The sequence below is a fragment of the Arsenicibacter sp. R0_47 genome, from assembly GCF_057652235.1.
Genome location: NZ_JBYFCJ010000013.1, coordinates 145,352 through 162,308 on the forward strand (window position 1 = coordinate 145,352; position 16,957 = coordinate 162,308).

Sequence of the window (16,957 nt, forward strand, 5' to 3'; positions counted from 1 at the left end):
CATGTTTTTTTTACGAGTATCCGCCTGGATACAAGGAATCGGTAAGCGAATGACTGTTTTTGTAGTTTTCACTGATTATTTTGCCTTAATTAGGAAAATCATTACTTCAGAACGAATTCAGTACCTGTAGAAAAATGGCTGAGCTACACTTCAGAAACATCATGCCGCTTTCCCCGAAAGAGTTGCAACAGCATCATTTCGGAAATGAAGAGGTAATGAGCGTAAGTGATTTTCAGCGGCTATTCCACATAAACCGGCTCGAAGACCTGGTATCAAAAATTAATTTCCCGCTTCCCCCGCACCGGAAAACTGTTTTCGATTTCATATTTCTAACCGAAGGAACATCCTCCCGAAGCAAGGATTTACACCGGTTTACCTTCGGCCGTAATACATTCTTTTTTTTACCGGCGCTACAGATTTCGACCCACGAATACATGAGTCCGGATGCAACGGGCTTTTTCTGCCATTTTGATGCTGAGCTGTTTAATGCGCTTTTCCCGAAAACACCATTCTATGAAGACTTTCCGTTCTGGCATTTTTCCGGCCATCCGTTGGTAACGGTGAACGACGATCTTCGTGGAACGGTTCTCCATATTCTCAACCGCCTGTTGACGGAATATGAAAAAGCCCCTGTCCCGAACAGGGCGGTTCTGATGGCCTACCTGTTTACACTGTTTACGGAGTTAAAAACAATTCAGCCGCCAGGCACAACAGCATCGCAGCATTCAGCCCTGCGGATAACCGGAAAATACAAAAACCTGCTGTCACGTCATATTTATCAGCTGCATAAAGTTACTGACTACGCATCCCTGATGGCTATTACGGCCGACCATCTGAACAAATGCGTGAAGACGACACTCGGGAAAACTGCTCAGGAGTTACTGGCTGACATGATTATTCTGGAAGCAAAGGTGCTGTTAAAGCAAACGCCCCTGTCTGTCAGCGAGATCGCCTTCAAATTTTCAGAAACGAATCCCAGTGATTTTACCAGGTTCTTCAAAGCCAAAACCGGCATGACCCCAAAAGAGTACCGGCGTGAAGCTGCTGTCTGAGTATATACAGTCATGAGTCCCTTTCTGCTTGGGTATTTATTCACAAAATACCGGATTTTGCATAGTAAATGCGGGGTAATGCTAATTTTTCATTAGTCTTCACTGTTAGATTTGTAATATATTTTAGCCGAAAACTAATATAATCTGACTCAGCGAGGGTTAAATAGCAGAGGCTAACCAGATTTACCCGTAAGCCCTTTTATGAAACGAAATTATTTCGCACAAATCCTGTGTCTGCTCGCATTCACAGGGACTGCGTATAGCCAGACCGTTATTAAATTGTATAATGGTAAACCCAACGGCTCTGAAAACTGGACCTGGAGTGAGCAGACAAGTACGCGTAATCTGTTCAATACCGAAGTCGTGTACAACGTGTCGGAACCAACCTTAACGGCTTTTCTGCCACCCAAAGAACGTGCAAATGGTACGGCCGTAATTGTCGCGCCGGGCGGTGCGTTTCATACATTAAGTATCAACAGTGAAGGCATTGATGTCGCCAAATGGCTGAACAGCAGGGGCGTTGCTGCCTTTGTACTGAAATATCGGGTAGCCCGTAGCTTCACTGATGATCCGGTGAAAGAGCTAACCGGCAAAATGCAGGATTTTAAAAAGCTGGACGAAGAAAACGCACCTATAATCCCGCTGGCTATGGCCGACGGGCTGACAGCTGTGAAATATGTCCGTGACCATGCCGGTGAACTGAACATCAATCCGCAGCGGATCGGTTTCATGGGATTTTCGGCTGGTGCCACGCTGACGCTTTCGGTCGTTTACAATGCTACGGCAGAGAACCACCCCGATTTCGTTGCTCCGATCTATGCCTATGAACCTGCCGTTATCGGATCCGCCATTCCGGCAGCTCGGACACCCATATTTTTGGCTGTTGCCGGTGACGATCAGCTAAAGATGATGCCCATGAGCATCAGCATTTACAAAAAATGGTACGATGCCGGTCAACCGGCTGAACTGCATATTTACGAAAAAGGGGGCCACGGTTTCGGGATGCGTAAACAAAACCTGCCGGTCGACAGCTGGTATGAGCGTTTCGGCGATTGGCTGGTGAATCAGGGATTGATGAAGAAATAGGCAGATTCAAGGACTTTCCAGCTAATGTTAAACCCGATGTAACCTTGAAAAAGAGCCTTTTAACCTATGAAAATGGCCTGGTGCTGCTGATGGCCCTGACCTTTGGCTGTCTGTTTTTTGACCGGCTTGCTCTCAATTTTCTGATGCCCTACGTGGCAGCGGATCTGCACCTGAATAACACCCAAATCGGATTGCTGGCAGGAGCCTTGTCCCTTGCCTGGGCGTTTTCCAGTTTTTTCTCCACAGCGTGGGCTGATGCGACAAACCGGAAAAAGGCCGTGTTTGTACTGGCAGTACTTATCTTCTCCATCTGTTCATTCGGGTCAGGATTAGCGGTTTCCTTTGGAACGCTGCTGATTGCCCGGCTGGTAATGGGTTTTGCGGAAGGACCTGTTATTCCGCTTGCCCAGAACTTTGTGGAGCGGGAGTCGTCGCCGACGCGGCTGGGACTGAATGCCGGTATTCTCCAGGCATTTGGCTCGGCTCTATGCGGTTCAATTCTGGCACCGGTTGTCCTTGTTCAGATAGCTGAAAACATGGGCTGGCGTAATGCCTTCTTCATTGCCGGAGCGCCCGGACTTGTCCTGGGATTTATGGCCTGGCATTTTGTCCGTCGGTCTACAGCAGAAAGTACGTCCCATACAACCCGGTCGCCTCTGACAATCCGGGAGCTGCTGCAATACCACAATATCAGGTGGGGGATTCCGGCGGCTTGCTGCGTCTTTGGCTGGTGGTTTGCCACCCTGCCGTTTATTTCGAATTACTTTGTGCAACAGCAGGGCATGACCGCTGCGGAGATGGGAAAAACAATGGGGCTTCTGGGCGTTTCCGGACTTTTATCGTCCATCATTGTCCCGGCATTGTCTGACAGGCTGGGCCGGAAAAAAGTACTGATCATCTTTAGTCTGGTTGGTCTGCTGTATCCGTTTGCAGTTTACTATGCGGCAGGCTCGGCCGTTCATGTACCGGCGATGTTTCTGACCTATTTCATGATGGGCCTGCTGCCGGTTGTCGCTGCTGTTGTTCCCTCCGAAGCGGTTCCGGATGTGCTAAAAGCCCCGGCCCTCGGGCTGGTAACAGGTATCGCCGAAATTGTGGGCGGTGTTCTTGTGCCTGCGCTTGCCGGTGTTCTGTCGGATAAGATCAGCCCGTCGGCTTTTCTGTGGGTCTCAGCAATCCTGGCACTCGCCGGCATTTTCTTTATGTCAAAATTACAGGAGACCCGGCAGACCGGTTCACTTGCTGTCCCCAAAGAACCCTTTTTAACTGCCTGATTTTATGAAACGAATGTTTATCAGCTTGCTGACCGGATTGTCATTCTACACCGGCGTTTATGCCCAGAAGGTCACACAGCCACAATTAGGCAAACGATCCGTTGAGCTACTGACAATCAATGGATTTAACTTCAAGGATCTGAATAAAAACGGTAAACTAGACAAGTATGAAGACTGGCGTTTACCGGCCGGCGAACGGGTCAGGGATTTGCTGGCTCAGATGACTCTGGAAGAAAAGGTGGGCTTTATGCTGATCAGTACAACCAGGATGGCCGGCGATTTAGCCTTTCAGCAAAACGCACCAAAGTCGGAGATTACCGATGGATTTATCGAAGAAGATCAGATTCAGGCCAATAATATGTTTACCCGGAAGCCGTTGCCGTTGCCAATGATGTCGGCGGCAGGCACAACGAAGGGGGTCACGAAATTTCACCTGCGTCACTTTATCCTTCGGGCAAATCCGCCTGCACGCACGATTGCGAACTGGGCCAATAACCTGCAGGCGCTTTGTGAGCAAACCCGGCTCGGCATTCCGGCGGTGGTGGCATCAAACCCCCGCAACCACGTAACGATTGATGCATCAATCGGCCTGAGTGTTGGCACAACGGCTTTTTCAAAATGGCCCGGCGAACTGGGCCTTGCTGCCATGCGTGACCTGAAACTGACACGTGAGTTTGCTCAGATTGCGGCGCAGGAGTGGGCAGCCGTAGGCCTCCGGAAAGGCTATATGTACATGGCTGACCTGGCTACCGAACCACGCTGGCAACGCGTTGAAGGTACATTCGGGGAGGACGCTGATCTGGCGGCAAATATGATCCGTGAAATTGTGCTGGGCTTTCAGGGCGAAAAGCTGGGAGCCTCTTCGGTGGCTATGACAACCAAGCACTTTCCGGGTGGAGGTCCGCAGGTCGATGGGCAGGATTCACATTTTGACTGGGGTAAGTTTGCCCACTATCCGGGTGGCATGTTCGACTACCATGTGAAACCGTTTAAAGCGGCTATCGAAGCCGGTACATCGGCGATCATGCCGTATTATTCCGCACCGAAAGGCAAAGAGTTTGAGGAGGTTGGCTTCTCCTATAACAAGGCAATCATTCAGGGTTTGCTGCGTAAACAGCTCGGGTTCAAAGGAATCATTAACTCCGATACCGGTCCGATTGATATGATGCCGTGGGGGGTTGAAAACCTGACGGTGCAGCAGCGCTACCAGAAAGCGCTGGATGCAGGTGTCGATATTTTCTCCGGTACGGCTGATCCGGCTATGTTGCTGGAAACGGTAAAAACCGGGCTTGTTTCCGAAGCCAGGATCAATGAATCTGTTAGCCGGCTGCTGCACGAAAAATTTGTGTTGGGACTGTTCGAAAATCCTTACGTGGATGCTGATAAGGCAGCACAACTGGTAGGTAGTGAGGCCTTTCAGAAAAAGGCAGATCTGGCCCACCGCAAATCGGTGGTGCTGTTGCAGAACGACGCAAAGCTGCTGCCGGTGAAAGCTAAAACAAAGGTTTATTTCGAAACGTATTATGACAACGGGCGGAGTGGTAACCCGGTTCGGGTCAATAAACCCGCATCAACCGGAACCCTGGAATTTGTGTCGACAAAAGAGGAAGCCGATGTGGTGCTGCTCTGGCTCATTCCGACGGGAGGGAGTTTGTTTAGTTCGGCCGGTAAACCCATTGAACTGAGTCTGTCAAAAAATCACATCGACATAGCCCATGTGAACGAATTGCTGAAGGCAAAACCGACAATTCTGGCTGTTAACTTCTCAAGCCCGTGGGTACTCGATGAACTGGATACCGGTGCAGCAAAGACGATGGTGGCTACGTTTGGTACCACTACCGACGCCCTGCTGGACATCGTTCAGGGGACGTACAAGCCAACCGGAAAGCTGCCGTTTACCATTCCGGCTTCTGAAAAAGCAGTAGCTGGCAATAAATCTGATGTGCCCGGCTATCTTGAAGATGCCACGTATGCACGCTTCAAATTCGGTCACGGCCTGAGCTTTTGATCGTCTGATCGGTAAGCCGCTCATGCGGATAGCCGGCGTTTTACGGTAGATGCTTTCTGAAGTGCCTGCTCTGTTGCACATACTGAGCAGGCACTTTTTATAAAACCCCGAAGAAACGGCCGGATTCTGCATGTTTTTAGCCCTTTATTGCTAACTACTCAGGGTGGCTGCATGATTAGATTTGCTATAGAAAATAAGCAAATAGTTATAATCATGCCGAAAAACCCGCATTACTTCTCACATCTTGCCCACATTGAAGTATTAACCGCTGATCTTGACAAATCCGTTGACTTTTTCCGCGATATTGTCGGCATGGATGAAACCGGCCGCGAAGAGGGTTCTGTATACCTGCGCGCCTGGGGCGATTACTATCATCATACCCTGAAGCTGACGCAGAGCCCAACGTCCGGCCTGGGCCATATCGGCTGGCGGGCCGATAGTGAGGAGGCGTTGGAGGAATGTGTGGCCTACCTCGAACACATCGGGGCCGGTCGCGGATGGGTCGACGGCGATCAGGGGCATGGGAAAGCCTACCGGTTTCAGTCGCCAGACGGGCATATGCACGAAGTGTTCTGGGAGGTAGTGTGGCTGCGTGAAAAAGGCGAAAGAGGCAGTATTTATGCCGACCGCTATGCCAGTAACCGGCTGAAAGGCGCCAATCCGCGGCGGATTGACCACGTCACATACATGGTTGCCAAAGGAAAATACGCCGCCGAAAAAGCATTCTGGCAGGGGCTGGGCCTGAAAAATCCCGACGAAATCCGGATTACTGACGAAATCCCTCCGGTTGGCGGCCTCTGGACCATTGCTAACCTGTCGCACGACATCGCCGTTTTTACTGATCCGAATATCGGCGAAAACGAAGCGGTCCTGAATCACATCTGCTGGAATGTCGACAGCCGCGAAGAAGTACTGCTGGCCCTCGACTATTTTCTGGAAAAAGGCTTTAAAAGCGTGATGGGTGCTCCAACCCGCCACAAAGCCGATGAAGGGTTCTTTATCTACATCACTGATCCGGGCAGCGGTATTCTGTTTGAATATTATGCCTGTGCTCGGCTAGTCTTTGCGCCTGACCATCAGGATGTTCATTACCTGAAAGATAACCCGAATGATGCCTGGGGCAGCGCTAATCCGTTTGCCGAAATGGGTAAAGGCAAGAAAATGGGTCTCACAGACGGCGTTGTGAAGCCGGTTGACATTTAATCCTCTCAATTGCTATGTGGCATTTTTTTCCAGGGCAATACATGCCCTCGTATCAGGTCAACCGTGCATTGACCCAGGCGCACTATGGGGGTGGTGAGTTTGCGGAGGTGCTGGCGGTTGCCGCACAGATTACACCCGGCGATAACGAAAGCTTTCATCAGGCATGGTTCAGGATGGGTAGTCAGGTGTATGACCGTGCTGAACAGTATGCGGCTGCGGGGCATCAGGTCTCCGCCCGGCGAACCTACTTGCGGGCGTTCAATTACCTGCGGACTTCGGAGTTTTTTCTTGTCCCCTCAGATACCCGTAAGCTGCCGGCCTACCTCAAATGCCGTGATGCGTTTATCAAAGCCATTGACCGTTTTGAGCAGCGGCCGCTTCAGGTCGACGTGCCTTTTGACGGGTCTTTTCTGCCTGGCTACCTCTTTACCCCGGCTGGCATTCAGAACCCGCCGCTGATGATCATGTTCGGTGGACTCGACAGCCTGGCCGAAGAGCTTTATTTCGGCATTTCGCAGCATCTCAACGAACGGGGTATTGCACTGCTGGCGATGGACGGCCCGGGTCAGGGGGCTGCCTTACGCCTGAATCACATCCTGACCCGGTATGACTTCAACGTGGCCGGCACTGCCGTGCTTGATTGGGTCATTGCTAACCTTGGCGAACATGTGGACACAAGTCGCGTTGGCATTGGAGCTGTATCGATGGGTGGCTACATGGCTGCCCGCTGTGCTGCGTTTGACCCGCGGTTTAAGGTCTGTATGATCTTTGGTGCCGTGTGGTCGTACTATGATATCTGGAAAAGCCGCCCCGATAATCACCCGCTTGCGGAGATCGTCAAACACATTGTCGGTGCAGAAACGATGGCAGATGCCCGCGAGCGGCTGAAACTGTTTTCGCTCGATGGGGTGGCCGATAAAATTACGATGCCAACCTACGTGCTGCACGGCGAAGACGACCGGCAGAATGTGGTCGAAAACGCGTATAAGGTGCGGGATGCCCTGACCTGTGAGCATGTGGTGGAAATTATTCCGAAAGAAGAGAGCGGCTCGGCCCACTGCTGTATCGACGATTTCACCAAAACCTTTTCCATGTATGACTGGATTGCCGCCCGGCTGTAATTAACCCGTCAGCATTTTTTGAGCCTTAACCGTAAATACTATGAAGATCATTGATTTATCAGTTACCATTTCAGAACGGATAAAAGAACCGCTGCCCACAAAAATCGTGTATGAAGACCACAAGGAAGGGGCTAAAAAAATGGGCGGTAAACTGTTTGAGGGTATTGACGGCGATGTATTTATCGACGGCAACGGCCCGGCAGGGGAGTTTCTGACCGTAACCAGCCATTGCGGGACACATGTAGATGCCCCCTGGCATTATTTCCCGACCAGTGAAGGAAAACCGGCACGCACCATTGATCAGATGCCGCTTGAATGGTTTTTCAATGATGGTGTCGTACTTGATTTTACCGACAAACCGGACGGGTATATGATTGAGCCGGAAGATTTGCAGGAAAAGCTGAATGCCATCGGCTATGCGCTCAAACCATACGACATTGTGCTCATTTGCTGTGATGCCGACAAACGGATTCATGAGGATGATTTTGTGAAAATTCACGTTGGAGCCTCAGCAAAAGCCACACACTGGCTCATTGACCAGGGTATTAAAGTAATGGGTACCGACGGCTGGGGCTGGGATATTCCGCTGCACCTGCAGGTGGCCGATTACAAAGCCAATCCGCGTGACGGAGTAATCTGGCAGGCACATTATGTCGGCATTGAAAAAGAGTACTGCCAGATCGAAAAACTGGCCAATCTGGATCAATTGCCGCCGTTCGGCTTCAAAGTAGCCTGTTTCCCTGCTAAAATCGAAAAAGCCAGCGCCGGCTGGACCCGTGCCGTGGCCATTCTGGATGATCCGGATGAACCGGTGTTTTTTTAGCGATCAGAAACCCCTTTTCCCTTTACCTTACCTGAAAAAATGACCAAAAAAGTCTTAGTTGTCGGTGGTGGCATCGGCGGGCAGTCGGTTGCGATTGCGCTGCAAAAGAAAGGCTACACCACGGAAATCGTTGAGTTACAGAAAGAGTTTAACGTTTACGGGGTTGGTATCATTCAGCAGGCCAATGCCCTGCGTGCCCTCGATGCCATCGGCGTGGCCGACGAAACCATCCGCTGTGGGTATCCGTACGGGAAGGTGAAGTTGTGCATTCCGACCGGTCAGCAGATCGGTGAGGCCGGTACGCCGCCAATCGGGCGCTTTCCGAGTCATAACGGCATCTCCCGCCGTATGCTGCATGATGTACTGTACACCGAAGCTCAACGGACAGGTGTCATCTACCGGATGGGCCTTACCGTCGATGCCATTGACAACCGGACTGATGGCGTGGAGGTAACGTTCACCGACGGAACAACCGGCAGCTACGATTTCCTGATTGCTGCCGACGGCATCAATTCGAAAGTACGCACGATGGTTTTCGGCGAGCAAAAGCCAGACTATGTCGGACTGTCGGTATGGCGGTATGCCTTTCCCCGGCCTCAGGCGCTCGATACCGGCTACATCTATTTTGGGCGGCAAAGTAAGATCGGCATCATTCCGATGACGGCCGAAACCTGTTACATCTTCGTAAACTCAGCGGAAGGCCCCGATCCGCATGTGCCCGCAGATCAGCTGACCGATAAGCTCAGGGGCTATATGAAGGCTTTCCCAGTTCCGATGATCCAGGCTCTGGCAGAACAGGTAACGGATGCTGCGCTTGTCAATTACCGGCCGCTGGAAACGCTGAAACTATCTGCACCCTGGTATAAAAACCGTGTGATCGTGATCGGAGATGCCGCCCACGCTACCATTCCTCAGCTAGGCTCCGGTGCAGCTCTGGCTATTGAAGATGCCGTGGTACTGGCTGAAGAACTTCAGACCGCACCGACAATAGAGGGGGCATTTGCGGGTTTTATGGCCCGCCGGCTTCAGCGCTGTCAGATGGTCGTGGAGGCTTCTGAAACCCTCGGAAAGTGGGAAGTACTGGAATACTCCGGTCAACCGTTGCCGGAAGGTGCCAACATGGGAGCCCTGATGGGAAAAACAACGATGGCGTTAACTGCACCGATTTAAGCCGATAGCCAATGAAACTCGTAACGTTTTCCGATAAAAACCAGCAGGCCCGATCTGGCTGGCTGGTGCATGGCGGCGTGGTTGATATGCAGCTGGCAGACAGCCGGTTGCCTGCCGACATGCTCACGTTTATTGATCACCACGAAACCCTGTTCCCCATAATTCAGGAGTTGGGAGAGGTAGCCCCACATTATGCAGTAGACGAGGTCAGGCTACTGCCGCCCCTGCCCAATCCACGAAGTTTCCGGGATTACATCGGCTTTGAAATGCACATGCTGAATGCCTCCCGTTCGTTCGGGCATACGGTTGGGGCGGCCTGGTATGACATGCCTATTTTCTATTTCACCAACCACCAGGCGATATACGGACCGGAGGATGCCATTAAACGACCGGCCGGCGAGACACGGCTTGATATAGAACTGGAAATGGCCTGTATTATCGGTAAACGGGGAAAAGACATAAAAACTGAGGAGGCGCGACCATACATATTCGGCTACACGATCTTCAACGACTGGACCGCCAGGGCGACTCAGAAAAAGGAGATGGAAATTCCGCTGGGGCCGCACAAGGGCAAGGATTTTGCCAACGCCATCGGTCCCTGCATCGTAACCGCCGACGAAATGGAACAGTACCGGGTTCCGTTTGCCCGTGACTATTTTGTGGAGCCGTTGCGGGTTCCGTCCGTAGAAACTGACCGGTTTGACCTCAGGATGACGACACGGATTAACGGAACAGTTGTTTGCGAAGGAAACTATAAAACAGTGTTCTATTCGTTTGAACAGATGATTGAGCGGGCTTCTGAAAATAACGTGACCCTGATGCCGGGCGATATATTGGGGTCCGGGACGGTTGGTTGGGGCAGCCTGATCGAAAATAACTTCAGCGTACACCGGCCTCTGGAGCCGGGCGACATTGTCGAGCTGGAAATTGAGGGCATCGGCCTATTGAAAAACCACGTCGTAGATTGATAAAACGCAGATTTTAAGGGGAGAATATACTGATTTTAAGTAGGAATTGTACAGTTTGTTTTTTTGACAACAGATGCCGGTCCAATACGTACCGGCATCGTCAATTAAACCCTGCTGAACATGAAACCTTTCCGCTTCCTGCTGCTTTGCCTGCTTTGTGTTACCGGCTGGTTTGCCTTTACCCCGCCACCAAAACCAAAACCTAAACTAACCGTCCCACCAAAGAAAAATACGCTGCACATTCTTCAGGATCCAAAAGCTGCAACGATTTCCGTGTTCCGGCCGGGCGGCAAAACGCCTATCCTCGTACAAAACGTCAAACCCGACCACCGACCTTATCTGCACCCCATCGTGGCGCCCGATGGTAAGGGGATTCTGACGGAGTACAGCCCGGGTCATCACAAACACCAAACGGGGATTTACTGTGGATTTACGCGGGTCAACGGCCGCGATTATTTTCATCATCCCGAAGGTGATTATTGGCGTAAAGTTTCGGCCAAAGTCATCAAAGCACAGGGCACGGAAGTGAAATGGGAAACGGTGTATGACCTGCTCGACGAAAAAGGCAACGCCGTTCTGACCGAGACCCAGACGTGGGTGATGCGCGAACAGGATGGCCGCTATCTGTTGGATTTGGAATGGGCAGGAGAAGCCCAAACCGATGTGACCATAGGTAAGTACGACTACGGCGGGCTGTTTGTACGGATGCCGTGGAAGCAGGGCATTAAAGGAGAGGTAATTAATGCGGCTCGCCAAAAAAATGAGAAGGCAGAGGGGCAGCGTGCGGGCTGGGTTGATGTGGGCATGCAGATTGAAGGTCGTTCCGACTGGGCGCATATCGCCATACTAGATCACCCCGAAAACAAAGGCTTTCCGCAGCATTGGCGGGTGGACGGTCAGCTGGGAATTGGCCCTGCCAAGGCACGCCTGAGCGACTGGCAGATTCCGAAAGGAAAAGTGGAAGTAATTAAACACCAGCTGGTGATTTATACGGGCGAGCTCAACGACGTGAAAATGAACAACACGTGGAGCGACTACAGCGGACAGGAAATGATGTATTCATTGTGGGGAATTGCGCAGCAGGAAGGCCGCGACGCTAAATTTCTGACGCCCGAAGAAGCTATTGCCAACATGACGTTGAAGGAGGGTTTTAAGGTAAATACGTGGGCGTCGGAACCGATGATGACGCAGCCAATGGCCTTTTGCTGGGACGACCGTGGTCGCTTGTGGGTGGCCGAAAACCGCGATTATGAATCGCGCGGAAGTGGTTTTTCCAACGCAGGGAACAGCCGTATCCTGATTCTGGAAGATACCAACCACGACGGCGTGGCTGATACCAAAAAGGTGTTTCTGGAAGGTATTGCCTTTCCTGCGGCCATGGCGGTGGGTTTCGACGGACTGTATCTGGGTGCTCCGCCAAACCTGCTTTTTGTGCCCGACCGCAACCACAACGACGTGGCCGACATGAACGATATTGAGGTGCGCTTAACGGGCTGGGGCATTCGCGACCGCCACGAAACACTGAACAGCTTGCATTGGGGCCCCGATGGCTGGTTGTATGGCTGTCAGGGATTTGCGACGCCGTCGAAGGTGCGTAAACCACAAGGCAAGGGCAAACTGTATCGCCACAAAGACCCGTTCCCCGAAGACTTATTGCAAGGCGAAGGCGTGGACATCAACGGCGGGGTGTGGCGTTATCACCCGACTAAAGATAAATTTGAAGTGGTAGCGCACGGGTTCAGCAATCCGTGGGGAATAGACTATAATGCCAAAGGGCAGCTGTTTATCAGCGCCTGCGTGATTCCGCACATGTGGCACATTATTTTGGGCGGGATTTACCACCGTCAGGGGGGACAGCACTTTAACCCCTACATTTACAGCGATATACGAACCATTGCCGATCACAGCCACCGCTCGGCCCACGGCGGGGCGCGGGTGTATCAGTCGGACGCGTTTCCTGAGGAGCACAAGGGGCGTAGTTTTATGGCCAACATCCACGAACACGCCGTTTTATCGGATGTGCTGGTGCCGCGCGGGTCAGGGTTTGTGGCCAAACACGGTGACGAACTCCTGATGGCAAACAACGCTCAGTGGGTAGGATTCAGCATGGAAGTCGGGCCTGACGGCGGGCTGTATGTACTCGACTGGCACGATGCCGATATTTGCGGTAAGGAAGTGGTGAACGGCGAAACGGGGCGAATTTTCCGAATTATGCCGAAAGAATCACTGGCCAAAAACTGGGACGGCCGCTACGATGATTTATCAAAACTAACGGATAAACAACTCGCCGCTCTGCAAACCAGTCCGAGCGACTGGCACGCACGCCGTGCACGGGTAATTCTACAGGCACGAGCCGTCAAAGGAAGCATTGCTGCCGATGCGGTGACGGAACTCCAGACTATTTTTCAACAAAACGCCAATTCCGATTTTCGTCTTCGGGGGATGTGGGCGTTATACGTGACCAACCGATTGTCGGCCAACGATTTACAGGCATCGCTGGTGGATAAGGATGAATACGTGCGGGCGTGGGCGATTCAGTTGTTGTGCGAAGACAAAGCCCCCAGCTCGGCGGCATTGGCCGCATTTGCAAAAATGGCCAAAGACGATCCTTCGCCCGTCGTGCGGTTGTATCTGGCATCGGCCATGCAGCGGGTAGATACTGAAACGGCGTGGAAAATCGCGGAGCAATTGTCCCGTCACGGCGAAGACAACGAAGACCACAATTTGCCTAAAATGATTTGGTTCGGACTGGAACCACTGGTAAAAACCAACCCGCAAAGGGCGCTGGAGTTGGCCGCTCAGGCGCAAATTCCGCTGGTTTCAAAGTACGTAGCCCGTCGGTTGATTGATGCCAATGCGCCAGAAAGCGTAGTGGGAACGTTGGTAAAGTTCCAAACTTTGCCAACGCTCAATGTTGTCAGTATGCTGGAAGGGATGCGAGACGGGCTGGAAGGCCGTTTTGACCTCAAAGCACCTGCCAACTGGTCGGGGTTGTACGCTAAACTCAAACAAAGCGGGGGGGAAACCGCCCAATTGGCGTTACAGATTGCCCAGCGTTTTGGCGATACCGAGGCCACGCAGAAGTCGATGGTGACGCTCAAAAACAAAAATGCGCCGTTGGTACAGCGTCAGCAGGCGTTGCAGGCCATTGCCGTCCGCAAGCGCGAGGAACTGGTGGCCGAAATTCCCGCCTTGCTCAACGAACCAAAACTGCGTTTGGACGTGATTCGGGCCATTGCCGATTATGACAAAGAACCGCTGGCGAAGTTGCTGATTGCGAATTACAAAGACTTTACGGCGACTGAAAAACAACAGGCCATTCAGACCCTTTCGTCGCGGCCAAAATACGGCTGGCAGTTAACGCAAGCCCTTAAAAATCAGACCATCCCCAAGCGGGACGTGCCGCCGTATGCCGCACGACAGTTGCTGCGGGTAGTCGGTAGCGGGTTCATCGAAGTGTGGGGGCCGATTGAGCAGGAGCCATCGCTTGAAAAATCGTACGCCAAGTACCAGCGCATGATTACCGAAAAAGCCGTTGCGACGGCCAATCCCGTGAAGGGTGAGGCGGTGTTTCAGCGGACGTGCGGAAGCTGCCACAAAATGTACGGCAAAGGCGGCAACATTGGCCCCGATTTGACAGGCTCCAACCGCGCCAGCCTCGACTACTTATTGTTCAACGTGCTGAACCCCAGCGGCGAAATTCAGGACGATTACAAACTCGTCGTCGTCACTACCCGCGACGGGCGCACGTACTCAGGCAACGTCATTGCCGAAAACGAGCGTCAGTTGACGATGCGGATTGTGGGGCAGGATGCTGTGGTTGTCAACAAATCCGCCATTCAGTCGCGGGAGGTAATGCCCACGTCGTTGATGCCCGTCGGTTTGTTCGACAACCTGTCGGAACAGGAAGTGCTGGATTTGGTCAAGTACCTGCGGTCGGTGAAAGGCGAGAAGCAAGCGAAGAAGTAGGTTAACGGCTCAACGTATGGAACAGGCATTTTCGGGCTTTTGCCTTCTATTCTTACTTGTGATGAATACCGTTGTGGGACAAGCTCCGCCCCAGTGGCAGGAGGTGCAGCCTGGCATCTGGAAAGCCACGGTGGGCAAGCCTGAAAAAATCAGCTTGCTGGGCGCGGCGGGTGCCAAACCCAACCTGACAGCACTGGCGGCCTTGCCCAAAGCGCCGTTTCCGCTGGCAAAAACCGACATCAGTGTGCGGGTTATCGACGGCAAAACGTACCTGCGCTTTCCGCTGGAAGAAGGCGAGCAGCTGTTTGGGCTGGGCCTGAATTTCCAGACCGTCAATCAGCGCGGACGAATCATGGAGCTGCACGTTGACCACTACGGTAATAAAGACAATGGCCGCACCCACGCCCCCGTGCCGTTTTATGTCTCGTCCAAAGGCTACGGCGTGCTGGTGGATGCCGCCCGTTACATCACGGTTTATGCGGGCACGGCCGTGCGAACCGATGCCAAACACCCGCCCGTGCTGCGCGACCGCAACACCGATAAAAAATGGGAAGCTCAGCCGTATTCTGACGCTGTCGAAATGCTGGTTCCTGCCGAAGGCGCCACCTTGTACGTTTTTGCGGGGCCAACCCCGATGAACGTGGTGCAGCGCTACAACCTTATGAACGGCGGTGGGTATTTGCCCCCAAAATGGGGTTTGGGCTTTACCCAGCGCGTCCCGACGCTGTATTCGCAGGACGATATTCTGAAAGAAGTACAGAGCTTTGAAGAACACAACTTCCCGCTCGACTTCATCGGCGTTGAGCCGGGTTGGCACAGTATGGCCTATCCGTGTACGTTTGAATGGGAAAAAACGCGCTTTCCCGATCCCAAAGGTTTCTTAAAAAAACTGGCCGACAAAGGCATCAGCGCCAACCTTTGGATGAACCCGTATGTGTCACCCGTCGGGACGTTGTACCCCAAAATTAAACCGTTTACGGGTTCGCACACCGTCTGGAACGGGATTGTGCCTGATTTTACCTTACCGCAAGCCCGTCAACTCTTCAAGGAACATTTTATGAGTCAGCACCTGAACATCGGGGTAGGCGGCTATAAAATCGACGAGGTGGACGGGTACGACAACTGGATTTGGCCCGATGTCGCCACCTTTCCGTCGGGAACGAGTGCCGAGCAAATGCGACAAACCTACGGGCTGATGGTGCAGCAGATGACGGGTAGCTGGTTCAGGCAAATCAACAAGCGGACCTACGGGCTGGTTCGGGCATCAAACGCGGGCGCGAGCAGTTTTCCGTACGTTATTTACAATGATTATTACAGCCACAAGGACTTTATAACGGCACTGGTCAACAGCAGTTTTATCGGTGTGCTCTGGACGCCTGAGGTTCGCGCGTCCAAAACGGCCGAGGAATGGGTGCGGCGGATGCAGTCGGTTTGTTTTTCGCCCATGGCCATGCTCAATGCGTGGGCCGATGGCACCAAACCGTGGTCGTTTCCTGAAGTGGAGCAGGCTGTGAGCGATGTCGCCAACCTACGGATGCAACTGCTGCCGTATCTGTATTCGACCTTTGCGCAATATCGGTTTGAGGCAAAACCGCCGTTTCGGGCTATGAATTTGGTCGAAGGTTTTGGTTTTAAGTCGGTGACGGTGGCAGGAACGTTTGACGCGACGGCCAATCCGTACGCCATGAGCATCAAAAAAGACATCAAAGACCAATACATGATGGGGGATTATCTGTTGGTAGCGCCGATGTTTGCGGGCGAAAAAAGCCGTGAAGTCTATTTGCCGCAGGGCAAATGGTACGATTTCTACACGGGGAAAGAAGTCGGCGAAAATCAGGTGATTACCGTTACGACCGCGCTGGACAAAATTCCGTTGTTTGTAAAAGACGGCGCTCTCATTCCGATGGTGCCACCGCACCGACAGGCTCCGAAAACGGGCGAAACGCTTCCCCTGACTGTTCGGCATTACGGCACGGCAGCGGGCAGTTTTCAGCTGTATGATGATGATGGATTGACGTTTGACTTTGAAAAAGGAAGCTACTCTTTTACCCGACTGACGGTTAACAAAGCGGCCGATGGTAAACTCAAAGGCGATATGGTCGCTCCTGCCACTAGCAAGCCTTTTGGCTATTCTAAAGAAATTAAATGGGAGTTTATGACTCCGTGAGATTTAGCTTTTGCGGGAAGCGGTACCGGACCATACGGGAAGGGCTAAAAATCCAGGGAGGTGCCGGTACGCTTACCGCGCAGGCCAACACCAAAAAAACTAATACGAAACCAGTC

The 16,957-nt window shown here is 52.4% G+C and carries 11 protein-coding genes; all 11 read left to right on the forward strand.

What is annotated here, in order from left to right; genetic code table 11:
* The first annotated feature begins 134 nt into the window (after positions 1 to 134).
* The 11 genes from AC23NW_RS20595 (at position 135) to AC23NW_RS20645 (ending at position 16,841) form a co-directional block, all read left to right on the forward strand.
* Positions 135 to 1,052 carry a helix-turn-helix domain-containing protein gene (locus tag AC23NW_RS20595; RefSeq protein WP_487451701.1) on the forward strand — a complete coding sequence of 306 codons (918 nt, stop codon included), beginning with the start codon at positions 135 to 137 and terminating at the stop codon, positions 1,050 to 1,052.
* Between the two features lie 201 nt (positions 1,053 to 1,253).
* Positions 1,254 to 2,138: an alpha/beta hydrolase gene (locus AC23NW_RS20600; protein WP_487451702.1), complete on the forward strand. Its 885-nt coding sequence runs from the start codon at positions 1,254 to 1,256 to the stop codon at positions 2,136 to 2,138.
* Positions 2,139 to 2,182: 44 nt separating this feature from the next.
* Positions 2,183 to 3,412, forward strand: coding sequence for an MFS transporter (locus AC23NW_RS20605; RefSeq protein ID WP_487451704.1), 1,230 nt, complete (start codon positions 2,183 to 2,185; stop codon positions 3,410 to 3,412).
* A 4-nt stretch (positions 3,413 to 3,416) separates the two neighbouring features.
* Positions 3,417 to 5,420 (forward strand): glycoside hydrolase family 3 protein, encoded by a 2,004-nt coding sequence (locus AC23NW_RS20610; protein ID WP_487451705.1) that lies wholly within the window; start codon positions 3,417 to 3,419, stop codon positions 5,418 to 5,420.
* Positions 5,421 to 5,633: 213 nt separating this feature from the next.
* Positions 5,634 to 6,623: a VOC family protein gene (locus AC23NW_RS20615; protein WP_487451706.1), complete on the forward strand. Its 990-nt coding sequence runs from the start codon at positions 5,634 to 5,636 to the stop codon at positions 6,621 to 6,623.
* A gap of 14 nt (positions 6,624 to 6,637) precedes the next feature.
* The gene (locus AC23NW_RS20620) at positions 6,638 to 7,744 is read left to right on the forward strand and encodes an alpha/beta hydrolase family protein (protein ID WP_487451707.1); all 1,107 of its coding nucleotides are present in this window, start codon (positions 6,638 to 6,640) and stop codon (positions 7,742 to 7,744) included.
* A 40-nt stretch (positions 7,745 to 7,784) separates the two neighbouring features.
* Positions 7,785 to 8,567, forward strand: coding sequence for a cyclase family protein (locus AC23NW_RS20625; protein WP_487451708.1), 783 nt, complete (start codon positions 7,785 to 7,787; stop codon positions 8,565 to 8,567).
* A 39-nt stretch (positions 8,568 to 8,606) separates the two neighbouring features.
* Entirely contained in the window at positions 8,607 to 9,737 is a 1,131-nt protein-coding gene (locus tag AC23NW_RS20630) for an FAD-dependent monooxygenase (RefSeq protein WP_487451710.1), read from the forward strand.
* Between the two features lie 11 nt (positions 9,738 to 9,748).
* Positions 9,749 to 10,705 carry a fumarylacetoacetate hydrolase family protein gene (locus AC23NW_RS20635; protein WP_487451711.1) on the forward strand — a complete coding sequence of 319 codons (957 nt, stop codon included), beginning with the start codon at positions 9,749 to 9,751 and terminating at the stop codon, positions 10,703 to 10,705.
* Between the two features lie 120 nt (positions 10,706 to 10,825).
* On the forward strand, positions 10,826 to 14,674 hold the full coding sequence (locus AC23NW_RS20640; protein WP_487451712.1) for a PVC-type heme-binding CxxCH protein: 3,849 nt from the start codon (positions 10,826 to 10,828) through the stop codon (positions 14,672 to 14,674).
* 61 nt (positions 14,675 to 14,735) lie between these two features.
* The gene (locus AC23NW_RS20645; RefSeq protein WP_487451713.1) at positions 14,736 to 16,841 is read left to right on the forward strand and encodes a TIM-barrel domain-containing protein; all 2,106 of its coding nucleotides are present in this window, start codon (positions 14,736 to 14,738) and stop codon (positions 16,839 to 16,841) included.
* Positions 16,842 to 16,957 lie beyond the last annotated feature (116 nt).